We start from the raw sequence: 14550 nt of genomic DNA, 5'->3' as shown, positions 1-14550 counted from the left end.
AAAGGCTAAATTTTAGCACTTTTTTACTAAAAAGAAAATATAAACCTTAGCTTCTATCAGCTCTAGATAACTTTTATAAACTTATAAATCTATAAGTATAAATTTAATTTTTAAATTCTTTTATTATCTTATCAAAACCCCAAAGTTTTCTTGCTTTATCACTTTTTTTAGGCTCTATAATAAGCATTTCTTCTTCAGAACCTAATTTACTTTCTATCTCGCCAAAAGCATTGATAAACAGAGTATCGCCGTAAAAATTCCACTCATCTTTTGTTTTACCTATGCGATTTACTCTTAAAATGCTTGTAGAATTTAAAAAAGCTCTTGTTTTTAAAAGTTCTTCCCATCTTTGTTTGCTTTCAAAGGTACAAGCACTAGGAACGATAACCAAATCAATTTTTTTCGCCATAATCTGCTGCCAAAAAATATCAAAATGCGTCTCAAAACCAAAAAGCAAAGTACATTTTAATTTTTCATAATTAAAAGTAAAAATTTTTAATTCCGATGGAGTTTTGTTGCTGAAAAATTTTTCTTCATTCCAATGTTCATAAGGCATTAAAATTTGCTGTTCATAACTTTTAACACCATTTGGAGTAACTTTTAAGCAAAGTTTTTTATAACTTTTAGCTTCAACGCTAACATAAGGAGCGATGATTTCTAATTCGTATTTTTTAGCAAGTTTAATCAAGCTTTCTTTTTTAGCCTCGCTTTGTTCTTTTATCATATTTTTTGGCATGTGTAAAAGTTCTGTAAAAAAACTATTGATCACATATTCGCCCAAAACTACCAAATTTGCCCCATTGTCTTTTGAAGCTTTGAGATAATAATCAAGCCTTGATTCACTTAAAGCTAAAGTTGGAAACTGTAAAGCCGCTATTTTACTCATCGATTTGCTCCACTTCTAATTTTGCTTTTTCAAGCTCAAGTCTTGCTTTTTTGATACTCTCTAAACCTTCTTTATAAATTTTTACACTTTCATCTAAGGCAAGCTCTTGATTGTTTAATTTTTCCAAAGATTCATTAGCGTGTTTTAAATTTTCTTCAAAACTCATTGATGATTGACCTTGTAATTTGGTGCTTCATGAGTGATAATAACATCATGCACATGACTTTCTTTAAGCCCTGCAGTAGTAATTTCAACAAATTCAGCTCTTTTTTGAAAATCTTCTATATCTTTAGCCCCAACATAACCCATAGAAGAACGCAAACCTCCTAAAAGTTGATGCACCACGCTTCTTATACTTCCCACATAAGGAACACGCCCTTCTATACCTTCAGGAACGAGTTTATCTTGAGCAGTACCTTGCTGAAAATATCTATCTGAACTTCCCTTTTGCATAGCCCCAAGTGAGCCCATACCACGATAAGACTTATATTGTCTTCCTTGATAAGTAAAAAGCTCTCCTGGACTCTCATCTGTTCCAGCTAAAAGCGATCCTATCATAACAGAACTTGCACCTACGGCTAAAGCTTTTGCGATATCACCTGAATATTTAATCCCGCCATCAGCTATCACAGGAACGCCAAATTTATTTGCTTCTTCCACGCACTCATCAATGGCTGAAATTTGAGGCACACCCACACCTGAAACAATACGCGTAGTACAAATACTTCCTGGCCCAATACCTACTTTAACCGCATCTACTCCTGCTTCACAAAGTGCTTTTGCTGCGGCTGCAGTAGCGATATTTCCTGCGATAAGATCTAAATTTGGATATTTGGTTTTAATCGCTTTTACTGTATCAATAATACCCTTAGAATGTCCATGCGCAGAATCAAGCACAACAACATCAACGCCTGCCTCAACTAAAGCATCTACACGATCCATTTGCCCTACTCCTATAGCCGCACCCACACGTAATCTTCCAAAACCATCTTTATTGGCATCAGGATATTCTTTGCGTTTTTTAAGATCTTTTATAGTGATAAGTCCTTCCAAGCGTCCTTGTTCATCAACTATAGGAAGTTTTTCTACTTTGTTGGTACTGAAAATTTTTTCCGCATCATCTAAAGTACAACCCTTTGGAGCAGTGATTAAAGGCATTTTAGTCATAACATTTTCAACCAAATTTGAAAAATCGCTCTCAAATCTTAAATCACGATTGGTAAGTATGCCTATTAGTTTCTTATCTTCATCTACTACAGGAACACCTGAAATTCTATACTCTGCCATAATTTCTAAAGCTTCCGCAACACTTGCTTTAGGACTTACAAAAATAGGATCGATAATCACTCCGCTTTCGCTTTTTTTCACTCTTTTTACTTCTCTAACTTGTGAAGCTATATCCATATTTTTATGAATCACTCCAAGTCCTCCAAGTCTTGCCATCATGATAGCAGCTCTGTGTTCAGTAACTGTATCCATAGCCGCAGAGATTAAAGGCATATTTAAAGTGATATTTTTTGTTAGTTTAGTGTGAATTTTTACTTCCTTAGGTAGAACTTCAGAATACCCAGGACGCAATAATACATCTTCAAAAGTTAAAGCTCTTTTTACAATTTTCATCTTTCATCCTTAATTTTTAATCATTTGTTCTAAACTTAAAGCCCCATCTAACAAGGTTTGTTCATCATAAGCTTTGCAAATCAGTTGTGCTGATATATTAAGCCCTTCTTTATCTTTTGCAACAGGCACACTAATGCCTCCAAGTCCTGCTAAATTTACAGAGATAGTATAAACATCTTCTAAATAAGTTTGCATAGGGCTTTTTTGAGTATCAAATTTAAAAGCCGTTGTAGGAGTTACAGGCATAAAAATAAGATCACAATCTTGCAAAATTTCTTCATATTTTGCCTTGATAAAAGCTCTAGCTTTTTGTGCTTTGATATAATACGCATCATAATATCCACTACTTAAAACAAAAGTTCCTAACAAAATTCTTCTTTTTACTTCTTCGCCAAAACCTTCGCTGCGTGTATTTACATACATCTCTTTTAAATTTTGAATATTTTCAGAACGCTTGCCATAACGTACCCCATCATAACGACTTAAATTTGCACTTGCTTCAGCTGTTGCGATGATATAATACGCTGCGATATCAAATTTAGAATCAAGCAAATTTTTATATACAATCTCATGTCCATTAGCTTTTAACATATCTATGGTTTTTAAAAGTGCGTTTTTTACTTCGCTATCTGCATCATTGACATAATTTTCAATCACTGCGATTTTTAATTTTTTATTTGCATTTAAATTTGGAGCGGTTTTGATAAACTCGATATTTGCACTCGTGCTATCCATTTTATCATATCCTGCGATCGCATCATATAAAATTGCTGCATCTTCTACATTTTGCGTTAAAACCCCGATTTGATCCAAACTTGAAGAATAAGAAGCCAAACCATAGCGACTCACTCTTCCATAACTCGGTTTAAATCCTACACAACCACAAAAAGCCGCAGGTTGGCGTACAGATCCTCCTGTATCAGAACCCAAACTTGCCAAAGCCAAGCCACCCGCTACCGCAGCAGCACTTCCACCACTTGATCCACCTGGAACACGCTCAAAATTTAAAGGATTTAAAGTTTTTCCATAACAAGAACTCGCTGTTGAACTTCCCATAGCAAATTCATCCATATTACAACGCCCAAAAGGAGAAAAACCATTAGCTTTTAAATTAACAATCGCACTTGCATCATAAGGAGCAATGTAACCTTGTAAAATGTTACTTGCACTGGTAAGTTCCCAGCCCTTTACACTGATATTATCTTTTATAGCTACAGGCACACCTTCACCTGAAACACTTAAGTCTTTATCTAAAAATTGTTCGATATAAGCACCTAATTTTTTTTCTTTTTTTGCTTTTTCATTGAGTTCTTTTTTTAAATTTTCAAGTTCTTCTTTGGAGTATTTTAAAGCTTCTTTTAAAGTTATCATTTATTTTCCTTTGTTTTTTTGATCAAAAATACTGCTAAAGCACTAAAAGCCAAAACCACCGCTATAGTTGTGATGATAATACTATTTGGAATCGGATTTTCTAGCATTGAACTCCTTTTAAAACTTCTTCACATCTTAAACAAGGTGTTTCTTCATTTTTACTTTGAAGTTTCCAACATCTTGGGCATTTACAAAGTGAAGCTTTGGTGATTTTAAATTTCTCATTCTCTACTTCAAATTCAGCCAAAATTTCTTCATTTTCATTGCTGATTTGACTTACCATAAACCAATCGGCTAATTCCTCATTTGGGAATTTATTAAAACTGATGTTTAAATTTAATTCCAAAGTAGATTTAATGATTTTATCTTTTTTAAGTATATCAATTTGTTCAAAAAATTTCTCTCTAGCACTCATTAAAAATGTATCATCTATACCAAAATCATAATCAAAATCTTGAGTTAAACTTAGATCAAATACATCTTTTGCATCACCTTTAATTAAAACATTAGCATGTTCTAGAGCCTCATCTACACTATAGCTTAAATTCGGAGCAAGTAAATTTAAAAGCTCTTTTGCTATCAAAGCCATAGCCACTTGAGCAGATTTTCTTCTTTGGGCATTTTCACTATCGCAATAAAGCCTATCTTTACTGATATCAAGATAAATCCCACTTAAATCCGCACTTAAAAAATTTAAAAGCAAACTAAAACCTTTAGCAAATTCATAAGCAAAAAATGCCTCTTTACTTGCTTTAAAAACTTTGGTTGCACGGCTTAATATCCATTTATCAATAAAACTAAATTCTTTAACTTCTAAATCTTTTAAGTCATTTGTATTGGCAAGTAAAAATCTTATAGTATTTCTTATTTTGCGGTATTGTTCGCCTACTTGTTTTAAGATATTGTCTGAAATTTTTAAATCACTTGAATAATCACTTAAAAGTATCCAAAGTCTTAAAATTTCAACTCCATAGGTTTTTGCTACATATTCAGGAGCGATCACATTGCCTTTAGATTTAGACATTTTTTGCCCTTTTTCATCGGTGGTAAAACCATGAGTTAAAATGCTTTCATAAGGTGCGCTTTCATTGATCGCTGTACCTACAAGCAAAGAGCTTTGAAACCAACCCCGATGTTGATCGCTTCCTTCTAAATACATACTTGCTCTTTTTTCTCCTGCGTCATAAAGTCCACTATTTAAAACCGCATTAAAAGTACTTCCACTATCAAACCAAACATCTAAAATATCATATACTTTTTCTAAATTTTCAGCTTTGTATTTTGAATTTGTAGGAATTAAATCTTTGATTTCAAACTCCCACCACACATCAGCGCCGTATTTTTCAAAAATAGCTGCTACAAAGTCAAAAAGTTCATCATCAAAAATCACTTCTTTAGTATTTTTATCTCTAAAAAAGGCTATAGGCGTTCCCCAGTCCCTTTGTCTTGAAATACACCAATCTGGGCGATTTTCCACCATAGAACCTATTCTTTTTACCCCACTTTGCGGATAAAAAGTTGTTTTTAAAAGTTGTTCTTTTGCACACTCTCTTAAAGTTTTTCCTTGAAGTTTTGGTTCATCCATTAAAATAAACCATTGTTTAGTAGCTCTATAAATCACAGGCTTGTGTGTTCTCCAGCAAAACGGATAAGAGTGTATAAATTTAGAAGAATGTAAAAGTTTTTCGCCTAAAAGTTCTAAAATTTTTTCATTGGCCTTAAAAATATGAAGACCTATAAACTCTTCAAGCAAATGAGAAGGCAAAAGCTCTTTAGCTCTTAAAGTTTCATCATAACATCCACCATCATCAACAGGCATTAAAACTTCAATACCGTATTTCAAACATGCATAATAATCATCTTCGCCATGTCCTGGTGCAGTATGCACAAGCCCACTTCCACCATCCATCAATACATGTTCACCCATGATTAAAACAGATTTTCTTCCATTTAAAGGATTGATAGCTTCAAGTTTTTCAAATTCTTTTGCGTTTAATTCTTTTTGAATTTCTCCACTTGTAAGTCCTTTTTCTACCATACTTTTAAGTAAAGCACTAGCAAAAATCAAACCTTCTTTAGTGATCACATAATTTTCATTAGGATTTAAGGCTATAGCTTGATTAGCCACCAAAGTCCAAGGTGTAGTTGTCCATATCACTGCACTTGCTTTTGATACGCCTAATTTTTCGCAAGCTTTTACATCCAAATCAAAAGCCACAAAGATAGAATAATCCTCTTTATCCTGATACTCTACTTCAGCTTCCGCTAAAGCTGACTTTGCCGCCCAACTCCAAAAAACAGGTTTAGAACGCTCGCAAAGTAAGCCTTTTTTAGCAATCTCACATAAAGTTCTATAAATCGCTGCTTCAAACTCAAATTTCATAGTCAAATAAGGCTTATCCCAATCCGCAATAATGCCTAAATTTTTAAATTCTTCTCTTTGGATATCTACAAATTCACTCGCATGTTGTCTGCAAAACTCACGAATTTCTTTTTTGCTTAAGCTTTTTTTCTTTTCTCCAAGCTTTACTTCTACTTGTTGTTCTATAGGTAAACCATGACAATCCCACCCTGGAGTAAAACGCACACTCTCACCTTTAAAATAATGTGTTTTGATAATAGTTTCTTTTAAAATTTTATTTAAAGCATGTCCTATATGGATATGTCCGTTAGCATAAGGGGGGCCATCGTGTAAAGTAAAACTTTTTTTCGCATTTTTGCGATTTTCTTTCATTTTTTCATAAGCATAATTTTGCTCAAACCATTTTTTAAATCTTTGCGGTTCAAGTTCCGCTAAATTCGCCCGCATAGCAAAACTAGTACTGGGCAAAAGTAGAGTTTCTTTGTAGTCCATTTTTTCCACCTAATTTTTAATAATCTTAAATTCTACTCAAATTAGCTTTAATTTCTACTTTGTTTTTGGCTATAATTATAAGAAAAAAAGGAAAATTTATGAAACATTTGCTTTATCTTATAGGAGATGAGCTTACTATAAACGAAAAATTCAAAAATTATATTTATAGAACTTATGAAGAAAAATTTAAAGAAATTAACGAAATTCGCATACAAAATAAAACCGATAAAGATTTACCTTTTTTACTTGAAAATCTCTTAAATCAGTATGATTTTATCACTTTATTTACAAGCCCTTTGCATTATGCGACTGTTGCTAAAATTTTAGCAACTTTAAATGATGATAATCTTATCTTAAAAGATGGTACCTTGGTTCCAGATAAAGCAGAATTTAGTAAAAATAGCTTTGTGTGTAATTTTTCAAATTCAAAAATCAATGTCGTTAAAATAAATCCAAGCGAAAAATTACCTGATCTTCTTGGGCATATAAAATTAAATTTTGCATATTTTTGCATTTTTGGCATGGATGATGAAAGCGTTATATTGCTACTGCAAACCCTAACAAAATCTTATGAGATAAGTATAAAATCAACCAAGCTTTTAGATAATCTCGTGCTTATTAAGGCCACTTGCGCTAATTTTGGAAAACTTGATGGTTTTTTAAATAGCGTAAAAAATCTTTTTGGACAAAAGGTGTTTTTAGGTAAAGATCCTATACATTTTATAAGCTCTAAACTTTTAGAAAAAAAATTAAAAATTTCTTTTGCTGAAAGTTGCACAGGTGGACTTTGTGCAAGTACCTTAACCAAAATTTCAGGTGTAAGTGAAATTTTTGAAGGATCTATTATAAGTTATTCCAACCGCATCAAACACGAATGGCTTGGAATTAGCGAAAGCGTCTTAGAAAATAATGGCGAATACAGTGAACGTTGTGTTTATTTTATGCTAAAAGGTATTTTTAAAACAGCTAATCCTGATTTTGCCTTAGCTATTAGCGGAGTAGTTGGCGAAAAAGATGAGGGAAAAATAAAATCAGGCACTATTTATATAGGTGCAATGTTTAGAGATGGAACTTTTATCCAAGAAACGCTTTATTTAGATGGAGATCGTGAATTTATGCAAGAACAAGCTGTTTTGGCAACTTTTTGCCTACTTTTAAAATTAAAACCTGAGATTTTTGAAATTTAAGGGATTTAAACAATGAAAGAAATTAAGCTAAAAGAAGACTTGGAAAAAATTTATCCCTTGATAAAACAATTAAGAAATAACCTATCTTTCAAAGATTTTTTAGATAAATTCCAACTTGCTACACAAACTCAACATTATAAACTTTTTGCCTATGAAAATGAGGGAAGCTACAAAGCAGCTTGTGGAGTCATGCCCTTTAATGTACTTTATCATAATCATTGTCTTTATATTTGTGATTTTGTCGTAGATGAAACTTTAAGAGGAAAAGGTATAGGTCAAGCTTTTTTGAAAAAAATCCAAATTTGGGCAAAAAATCAAGGATATGAAGAATTAGAACTAAGTTCAAGTTTTTTTAGAACACAAGCTCATGAATTTTATATCCAAAAAATGGGTTTTGAAAAATCCGGTTTTGTTTTTAAGAAAAATATCAAACTATAATATTTTTGATTAAGCTTTGCATTTTATAATTAATATTATTATTTTTGATTTTAAGGAATAAAATGAATTTTAAAGAACTAATTTCAAAACGCAGAGCTTGTAAACTTTTTAATGATAAAAAAATCAATGAAAAGGATTTGCATTTTATCTTAGAAAGCGGAGTCTTAGCCCCAAGCTCACATGGATTTGAGCCTTGGAAATTTGTAGTATTGGAACAAAAAGAACATAATCTTAAACTCTCAACTCTATGTTACAATCAACAAAATGTAGCAAGTGCGAGTCATAATATCATTTTTCTAGCAAGAAAAGACCTTCAAAGCAAAGATGAATTTGCACAAAAACAAGTGCGTCGCTTCTCAGGTTCTAGTGAAGAAAATTTTCAAAAAATTTTAGAAATTTACACCCATAAAACCAATGCAATGAATGATAATGAACTCTATCATTATGCACAACTTCAATGCTATCTTGCTATGATGCAAATGTCACTAGCTGCGATGAGCTTGGGTATTGATTCTTGTATGATAGGTGGCTTTGAAAAAGCTAAGGTTGATAATTTTCTTAATTTAACTTATCCTTTTGAAACTGCTGTAATTTTATCCTTAGGATATAAAGCCCACGAACCAAAATATTCTACTCAACGCTTAAATTTTAATGAAGTCGTCGAATTTTACAAGGAAAAATAATGAAAAAAGAACTTGAAATTTTTAGCACAAGATATTCTTGTAGAAATTTTAAAAATGAAAAACTCAAAAAAGAGGATTTAAATTCTATTTTAGAAATAGCAAGATTAAGCCCCAGCTCCTTAGGACTAGAACCTTGGAAATTTATAGTAGTGCAAGATGAAAAAAGAAAAGAAGAACTTTCTAAAATTTGCAACCAGCAAAAACATGTAAAAGATTGTGCTGCATTAATTATCATCATTTCAAGACTTGATTTTTTGGATTATTTTGAAAAAAAACTTAGAAAAAGAGATATGAGTGAAACAGAAATTCAAAAACGCTTAGATACTTATATGCCTTTTTTAAAATCTCTAAATCAAGAACAAAAAATATCTTATGCAAGAGAACAAGCTCATATAGCTCTAGCTAGCATACTTTACAGTGCTAATGCTTTAAATATAGCAAGCTGCACTATAGGTGGTTTTGATAAAGAAAAGCTTGATTCTTATTTATCACTTGATATTCAAAAAGAAAGATCAAGTTTGGTGGTGGCTTTAGGATGTTGCAACGATGAAAAAAATCCTCAAAAAAATCGTTTTAGTTTTGATGAAGTTGTAAAATTTATTTAAATTTTGCTTTTAAGCAAAATTTAAATAAAAATAAACTGATTCTTTTTTGTATTTTTACTAAGTCTTTGCTTAAATTTTATACAATTTTGATTATAATTTTACATTTAATTTCACAAGGCTTGTTATGAATTTACCCAATATCTTGGCGATTTTTAGAATGGTTTTAGCACCTTTATTATTTTTTTTACTAATTCATAAATTTGAAAATATTCATCAAAGTTGGATTAACTATTTTGCTGCCTTAACTTTTTCATTAGCAGCTTTAAGTGATTTTTTTGATGGATACATTGCAAGAACTTGGAAACAAACTACAAAACTAGGCGGAATCTTAGATCCACTAGCCGATAAAATGCTTGTTTTAGCAGCTTTTTTAGGACTTTTACTCACAGGAAAAGCTAATGAATGGGTCATTTATATTATCTTAGTAAGGGAATTTTTTATCACGGGTTTTAGAGTTGTAATGATCAGTGAAAATTTAAATGTCAATGCTTCTTTTGCAGGCAAACTTAAAACCGCTTTTCAAATGACTGCGATAGGATTTTTAATCATGGAGTGGATAGGCGGAGAAATTCTACTTTACATAGCTTTGATTTTAACTCTTTATTCTGGATTCGAATACATCTATACTTATACAAAAGCTCAAAAAAAAGGAGAAAAATGAGATCTTTATTGTTTTTAATTATTATTTTGATTTTAGGAATTAAATTTTATTCTATTGAATTTTTAGCAACTGTTTTAGTCATCTCATTTTTAATTTTCTTTCACGAATTAGGACATTTTTTAGCTGCAAGATCTTTGGGTGTAAAAGTTGAAGTCTTTAGCATAGGATTTGGAAAAAGTCTTATAGAACGTGAATTTAAAGGCACAAACTATCGCTTAAGCGCTTTACCACTTGGAGGATATGTTAAACTTAAAGGACAAGATGATATGCGTCCTGGTTTTGAAAATCTAGACAAAGATAGCTATAGCATTTTAAGCCCCTTAAAAAAGATTTATATTCTTTTCGCTGGACCATTTTTCAACCTGATTTTAGCTTTTTTTCTTTATATTATCATAGGAAATTTAGGCTTAGAAAAACTTGCTCCACAAATAGGAAACATAGCGCCAAACTCTGCTGCACAAGACATAGGACTTCAAAAAAATGATACTATCTTAGAAATCAACGGTGTAAAAATTCAAAGCTTTGATGAAATTTCAAAACATTTAAGTTTAGAGCCTTTGAAAATATTAATCAATAGAGAAGGAAAAAATTTAGAATTTATTTTAACTCCAAAAATAGGACAAGGATATAATGACTTTGGGCAAATTATTGAAAAACCTCAACTTGGAATCAGTCCAAATGGTACAAGCACTCTTGCAAAACATCAAGGTTTAGAAAGTTTTAAATATGCCGCACAAGAAAGTTTTCAAGCTTCTACACTCATCATCAAGGGTATAGTAAAACTCATAAGTGGTGAAGTTGAAGCAAAAAATTTAGGCGGTATTATCACCATGACTGAAATTACCTCAAAGGCTGCACAAAATAGCTTTACTTTGCTTTTATTTATCACTGCTTTAATTTCTATAAATTTAGGCATTTTAAATCTTTTACCTATTCCTATGCTTGATGGAGGACATATACTTTTTAATATTTATGAAATGATTTTTAGACGCAAGGTTCCACAGCGTGCTTTTGAATACTTAAGTTACGCAGGCATGGCAATACTTTTAAGCTTAATGCTCTTTGCAACTTATAACGATATATCAAGGATTACAGGTGAATAAAAAATTTTCCTACCCTATTCCAAATTTTACTGATAGAAGAAAAAGTATCATCTTTTGGCGCTATTTGCGTTTTCAAGCAAGAAAAATTCTATATTTTCCTCAAGTAAGGCTTCTAGAAAAAACGCTTAATGAAGAAAAAAATAAACATTTAAAAGACTTTTTCTCTCAAAGACCCTATGCTTGCTACAATGCTATAAGAAGATTTTGCGATAAAAGTTTTAAAGCAAATGAACGCGTTAAAACACTTATTTATGATGTTGATAAGGGACTTACTTGTTTTAAATTTCTTCCCGAAGAACAATTGATTTTTTCTTTTGATGAAGATTTTGAGCTTTTTTTAGGATATAACCATAATGTTTACGAAGAAGGTTTTTGGGCTTTTTCTTTAAAATTTAAAAAATACACTATTTCACAATGTAATTTTTGCTTTACTTTAGAAAATAATCTTCTACTTTCTTGCATACAAGGATATAAATACAAAGATTTTAATCTTTTAGAAATTAATAAAATTTTAACTAAAAAATGTCATGGTTTGCGCCCTGTTGCTTTACTTATAGAATGCTCTAAGATGCTTTGTGAAATTTTAAAACTTCAAGCTACTTTAGGTGTACATGAAAAAAATCAAATCCGTTCTCAAAAAGGAAAAGAAAAAGGATATTTTGTAGATTATCAAAAAATTTGGCTAGAAAATGGTGGAGAATTAATAAAAATCAATAAACACAAATACTATAAACTCCACCACTCTCAAAAAAACCTAGAAGAAATCCCTTCGCAAAAACGCTCCATGTATAAAAAACGTTTTGCTATGCTTGAAAATATTAAACAAAATTTATTCCAAATTTTATCTAAATAATACTTTTTAAATATTCTACACTTTTCTCGCAACCTTTTTTTTGAAGTTTTAAAAGCCTCTCTAAGCATTCTTGAGATACTTCTTGAGGATAATAATACTGCATAGCTTTTAAATCTTCAAATAAAGCTTTTTCTATCTTAAAAGCCCCTTTACCTAATTCTTTAACCCCACCTGTTCCTTTTTCTCTTTTAAAAGTCGCACAATAAGGATAACATTGCTCTACATTAATACGGTCAAGTCCTTCTTTTTTAAGAATTTCTACACAAGTTTTAATGTCTAAATTTCCTTCTCCCAAAGGAACGCCGCAAACATATTCTACACCCTCTTCAATGAAAACTATATGATCCTTACAATGCGTGCTAAAAGTATATTTAGCCATGTCTTTGCAAGCTTTTATAGGATCTTCATAGGCCATCATGGAATTTCCAAAATCATATAAAAATCCTATTTTAGGATGATTGATCAATTTCAACAAATCAAGCAAATCCTCTGAAGTTTGATACTCATGATTTTCTATAGCAAGTTTTAAATCATATTTTTCCAAAATCGGTATCAAAGCTTTTATTTCATCCTTTGTAGCTAAAAAATCTTCTTTATCGAATCTAGTAGTAATTTTAGAATCATCATAAGCCCCATCGCTAGCATGTTTAACCTTTTTATTTTTATCGGTTAAGGGCACATAAGAGCGTATAATTTTAGCGCCTAAAATAGAAGCTACTTTAGCAATTTTTTCAAATTTATCTTTATTAAAACCCTTAGAGTCGATCTCACAATACATATTGTATTCATCCAATTTGGCTTTAATTTTTTTAAGATGATTTTCGTCATCGCTTCCTAAGCATCCCCATTCTTCATCTAAACCAAAATCTTTAATGATATTTATAATCACACCCTCACAGCCCAAATTTTTAGCAAAATCTATATAAGAAAATATATCCATCCTACCATTTTGAAACCATAAATGCATGCTTTCAGTTTCTAAACCTATTTTCATGATACCACTCCTTTTAATGCTTTTTTTCTAGCTATCATCTTAAGTAAAATCGTAGTTACAATCACACCACAAATAGCAAAAATCCCCATTAACGCAAAAACAATTTGATAGCCTAATAAACCTTTAAAATGATCGATCATAAAACCATAAAGTGCAAAACAAAAAAGTTGTGGAGAATAACCAAAAATACAAGCTATACTCATAGCAGCTCCGCTAATTTCTCTAGGTACTTCTATCTCATCCACAGGCGCAAAAAATGTCGCACGCATAGTAAAAACAAGAGCGGCAAAACCTAAGGTTAAACTCATACCAAAATAAATATTTAATTTCTCATGAGGCATAAAAACAAAAATTAATATGGCCAAGGCTCCTAAAATCAAAGCAAAACGCAAATATCTTGTTGAAGATTTAAAGGTTTTATCTGCTAAATATCCCCCAATTGGCCCACCTACTAATTTTAAAGTGTATTGATTGATAATACCATAAGCACCGACCAAAGCCACAGGCATACCATAAATATCTTTTAAAAATGGAATAAAATAAGTCAAACCACAATACACAGAATAAATAGTAAAAATGGTCAAAGATACCACCCAAATTTCAGGAGTTTTAATCGCTTTGATAACTCCATTCCAAGCGGCTTTGTTTTTACTGATTTCATTTCCTTGCTCATCTTGGGTATTAATTTTGTCATCTTCAAGTAGAAAATATGCCAAAATACCTGCTATAATCACACAAGCGCTATAAAATAATATAGCAGCCTTAAGTCCACCTGCGCCAGACCCTAAAAGTAAAAAAATTCCCAAAGCACCAAAAGCAACTATAGTATCTATAACACCACGTCCTGCTTCTAAAAATCCAAAAAGTCTTCCTTGTTGAGTAGAATCTCCAAGCAAGCGAATGGCTTTAAGCAAAACAGGCCAATACACAACTTCTCCAAATAAAGAAAGCAAACCCCAAGCTATTAAAATTCCATAAAAAGAAGGAAAAGTAGAAATATAAATTCCAACCAAACCCACACAAACCAATGAAAAAGGAATGAGTATTTTTTTAGAAAATCTATCTGCTATATAAATGGATGCAAAATTTCCCACCGTTTGCACTATGCCATAAACTGAGAGCGCGAGTCCAATTTGTGTATTGCTAAGATTCATAAATTCTTGCATAGGCACATAAAAGGCATCTTTTAAAGAGGAAAGTTTAAAAACAGTTCCTCCGCCAATAACTAAAACGATAAAAGTAAACCAACGAATAGGTTTCGTACTATTCATATCCACCCTCCTTTTTTAACAATT

The 14550-nt window shown here is 31.5% G+C and carries 15 protein-coding genes; 7 read left to right on the top strand and 8 right to left on the bottom strand.

Annotation, left to right across the window (positions count from 1 at the left end; genetic code table 11):
* Window positions 1-103: 103 nt before the first annotated feature.
* Genes ELQ09_RS02380 through ileS form a run of 6 tightly spaced genes read right to left on the bottom strand, consistent with a single transcriptional unit; the run spans window position 104 to window position 6731 of the window.
* Window positions 104-886 carry a carbon-nitrogen hydrolase family protein gene (locus tag ELQ09_RS02380; protein ID WP_134225687.1) on the bottom strand — a complete coding sequence of 261 codons (783 nt, stop codon included), beginning with the start codon at window positions 884-886 and terminating at the stop codon, window positions 104-106.
* On the bottom strand, window positions 879-1052 hold the full coding sequence (xseB, locus tag ELQ09_RS02375) for an exodeoxyribonuclease VII small subunit (RefSeq protein WP_002853034.1): 174 nt from the start codon (window positions 1050-1052) through the stop codon (window positions 879-881). Before xseB ends, ELQ09_RS02380 begins: the two co-directional genes overlap by 8 nt.
* Window positions 1049-2506 (bottom strand): IMP dehydrogenase, encoded by a 1458-nt coding sequence (guaB, locus tag ELQ09_RS02370; RefSeq protein WP_057100053.1) that lies wholly within the window; start codon window positions 2504-2506, stop codon window positions 1049-1051. The genes xseB and guaB overlap by 4 nt, the downstream gene beginning before the upstream one ends.
* 9 nt (window positions 2507-2515) lie before the next feature.
* On the bottom strand, window positions 2516-3877 hold the full coding sequence (gene gatA / locus ELQ09_RS02365) for an Asp-tRNA(Asn)/Glu-tRNA(Gln) amidotransferase subunit GatA (protein WP_134225689.1): 1362 nt from the start codon (window positions 3875-3877) through the stop codon (window positions 2516-2518).
* Window positions 3874-3984 (bottom strand): membrane protein, encoded by a 111-nt coding sequence (locus tag ELQ09_RS02360; protein WP_002869114.1) that lies wholly within the window; start codon window positions 3982-3984, stop codon window positions 3874-3876. Before ELQ09_RS02360 ends, gatA begins: the two co-directional genes overlap by 4 nt.
* The gene (gene ileS / locus ELQ09_RS02355) at window positions 3978-6731 is read right to left on the bottom strand and encodes an isoleucine--tRNA ligase (protein ID WP_134224630.1); all 2754 of its coding nucleotides are present in this window, start codon (window positions 6729-6731) and stop codon (window positions 3978-3980) included. The genes ELQ09_RS02360 and ileS overlap by 7 nt, the downstream gene beginning before the upstream one ends.
* A gap of 98 nt (window positions 6732-6829) precedes the next feature.
* Here ileS and ELQ09_RS02350 point away from each other — a divergent pair, with 98 nt between their 5' ends.
* From ELQ09_RS02350 to ELQ09_RS02320, 7 genes are all read left to right on the top strand, one after another.
* Window positions 6830-7918 carry a CinA family protein gene (locus ELQ09_RS02350; protein WP_134224629.1) on the top strand — a complete coding sequence of 363 codons (1089 nt, stop codon included), beginning with the start codon at window positions 6830-6832 and terminating at the stop codon, window positions 7916-7918.
* 12 nt (window positions 7919-7930) lie between these two features.
* A complete protein-coding gene (locus tag ELQ09_RS02345) occupies window positions 7931-8356 on the top strand; it encodes a GNAT family N-acetyltransferase (RefSeq protein ID WP_070317090.1) in 426 nt (141 codons plus the stop codon).
* A gap of 62 nt (window positions 8357-8418) precedes the next feature.
* Complete coding sequence (locus ELQ09_RS02340) at window positions 8419-9039, top strand: NAD(P)H-dependent oxidoreductase (protein WP_002858394.1); 621 nt, start codon at window positions 8419-8421, stop codon at window positions 9037-9039.
* Window positions 9039-9644 carry an NAD(P)H-dependent oxidoreductase gene (locus ELQ09_RS02335; RefSeq protein WP_134263743.1) on the top strand — a complete coding sequence of 202 codons (606 nt, stop codon included), beginning with the start codon at window positions 9039-9041 and terminating at the stop codon, window positions 9642-9644. Before ELQ09_RS02340 ends, ELQ09_RS02335 begins: the two co-directional genes overlap by 1 nt.
* Window positions 9645-9768: 124 nt before the next feature.
* Window positions 9769-10305 carry a CDP-diacylglycerol--glycerol-3-phosphate 3-phosphatidyltransferase gene (pgsA, locus tag ELQ09_RS02330; RefSeq protein WP_002871789.1) on the top strand — a complete coding sequence of 179 codons (537 nt, stop codon included), beginning with the start codon at window positions 9769-9771 and terminating at the stop codon, window positions 10303-10305.
* Window positions 10302-11408, top strand: a complete 1107-nt coding sequence (rseP, locus tag ELQ09_RS02325; protein ID WP_134224626.1) for an RIP metalloprotease RseP — start codon at window positions 10302-10304, stop codon at window positions 11406-11408. Before pgsA ends, rseP begins: the two co-directional genes overlap by 4 nt.
* Complete coding sequence (locus ELQ09_RS02320) at window positions 11401-12261, top strand: VirK family antimicrobial peptide resistance protein (protein WP_134224625.1); 861 nt, start codon at window positions 11401-11403, stop codon at window positions 12259-12261. Before rseP ends, ELQ09_RS02320 begins: the two co-directional genes overlap by 8 nt.
* On the opposite strand, the gene ELQ09_RS02315 is transcribed toward ELQ09_RS02320, so the two are convergent.
* Complete coding sequence (locus ELQ09_RS02315) at window positions 12254-13255, bottom strand: sugar phosphate isomerase/epimerase family protein (protein WP_002861795.1); 1002 nt, start codon at window positions 13253-13255, stop codon at window positions 12254-12256. The two genes, ELQ09_RS02320 and ELQ09_RS02315, sit on opposite strands and share 8 nt — an antisense overlap.
* Window positions 13252-14526 carry an MFS transporter gene (locus ELQ09_RS02310; RefSeq protein WP_002866096.1) on the bottom strand — a complete coding sequence of 425 codons (1275 nt, stop codon included), beginning with the start codon at window positions 14524-14526 and terminating at the stop codon, window positions 13252-13254. The genes ELQ09_RS02315 and ELQ09_RS02310 overlap by 4 nt, the downstream gene beginning before the upstream one ends.
* Window positions 14527-14550 lie beyond the last annotated feature (24 nt).

The organism is Campylobacter sp. CH186 (assembly GCF_004378925.1).
GTDB classification, from domain to species: domain Bacteria; phylum Campylobacterota; class Campylobacteria; order Campylobacterales; family Campylobacteraceae; genus Campylobacter_D; species Campylobacter_D jejuni.
Note: the sequence above shows the minus strand (reverse complement) of the source record. Positions and strands in the feature narration are given on the sequence as shown.

What these genes read in the sequence shown, in the direction of transcription:
- ELQ09_RS02380 (WP_134225687.1), bottom strand. Translation starts at nt 886, where the DNA reads ATGAGTAAAATAGCGGCTTTACAGTTTCCAACTTTAGCTTTAAGTGAA.
- xseB (WP_002853034.1), bottom strand. Translation starts at nt 1,052, where the DNA reads ATGAGTTTTGAAGAAAATTTAAAACACGCTAATGAATCTTTGGAAAAA.
- guaB (WP_057100053.1), bottom strand. Translation starts at nt 2,506, where the DNA reads ATGAAAATTGTAAAAAGAGCTTTAACTTTTGAAGATGTATTATTGCGT.
- gatA (WP_134225689.1), bottom strand. Translation starts at nt 3,877, where the DNA reads ATGATAACTTTAAAAGAAGCTTTAAAATACTCCAAAGAAGAACTTGAA.
- ELQ09_RS02360 (WP_002869114.1), bottom strand. Translation starts at nt 3,984, where the DNA reads ATGCTAGAAAATCCGATTCCAAATAGTATTATCATCACAACTATAGCG.
- ileS (WP_134224630.1), bottom strand. Translation starts at nt 6,731, where the DNA reads ATGGACTACAAAGAAACTCTACTTTTGCCCAGTACTAGTTTTGCTATG.
- ELQ09_RS02350 (WP_134224629.1), top strand. Translation starts at nt 6,830, where the DNA reads ATGAAACATTTGCTTTATCTTATAGGAGATGAGCTTACTATAAACGAA.
- ELQ09_RS02345 (WP_070317090.1), top strand. Translation starts at nt 7,931, where the DNA reads ATGAAAGAAATTAAGCTAAAAGAAGACTTGGAAAAAATTTATCCCTTG.
- ELQ09_RS02340 (WP_002858394.1), top strand. Translation starts at nt 8,419, where the DNA reads ATGAATTTTAAAGAACTAATTTCAAAACGCAGAGCTTGTAAACTTTTT.
- ELQ09_RS02335 (WP_134263743.1), top strand. Translation starts at nt 9,039, where the DNA reads ATGAAAAAAGAACTTGAAATTTTTAGCACAAGATATTCTTGTAGAAAT.
- pgsA (WP_002871789.1), top strand. Translation starts at nt 9,769, where the DNA reads ATGAATTTACCCAATATCTTGGCGATTTTTAGAATGGTTTTAGCACCT.
- rseP (WP_134224626.1), top strand. Translation starts at nt 10,302, where the DNA reads ATGAGATCTTTATTGTTTTTAATTATTATTTTGATTTTAGGAATTAAA.
- ELQ09_RS02315 (WP_002861795.1), bottom strand. Translation starts at nt 13,255, where the DNA reads ATGAAAATAGGTTTAGAAACTGAAAGCATGCATTTATGGTTTCAAAAT.
- ELQ09_RS02310 (WP_002866096.1), bottom strand. Translation starts at nt 14,526, where the DNA reads ATGAATAGTACGAAACCTATTCGTTGGTTTACTTTTATCGTTTTAGTT.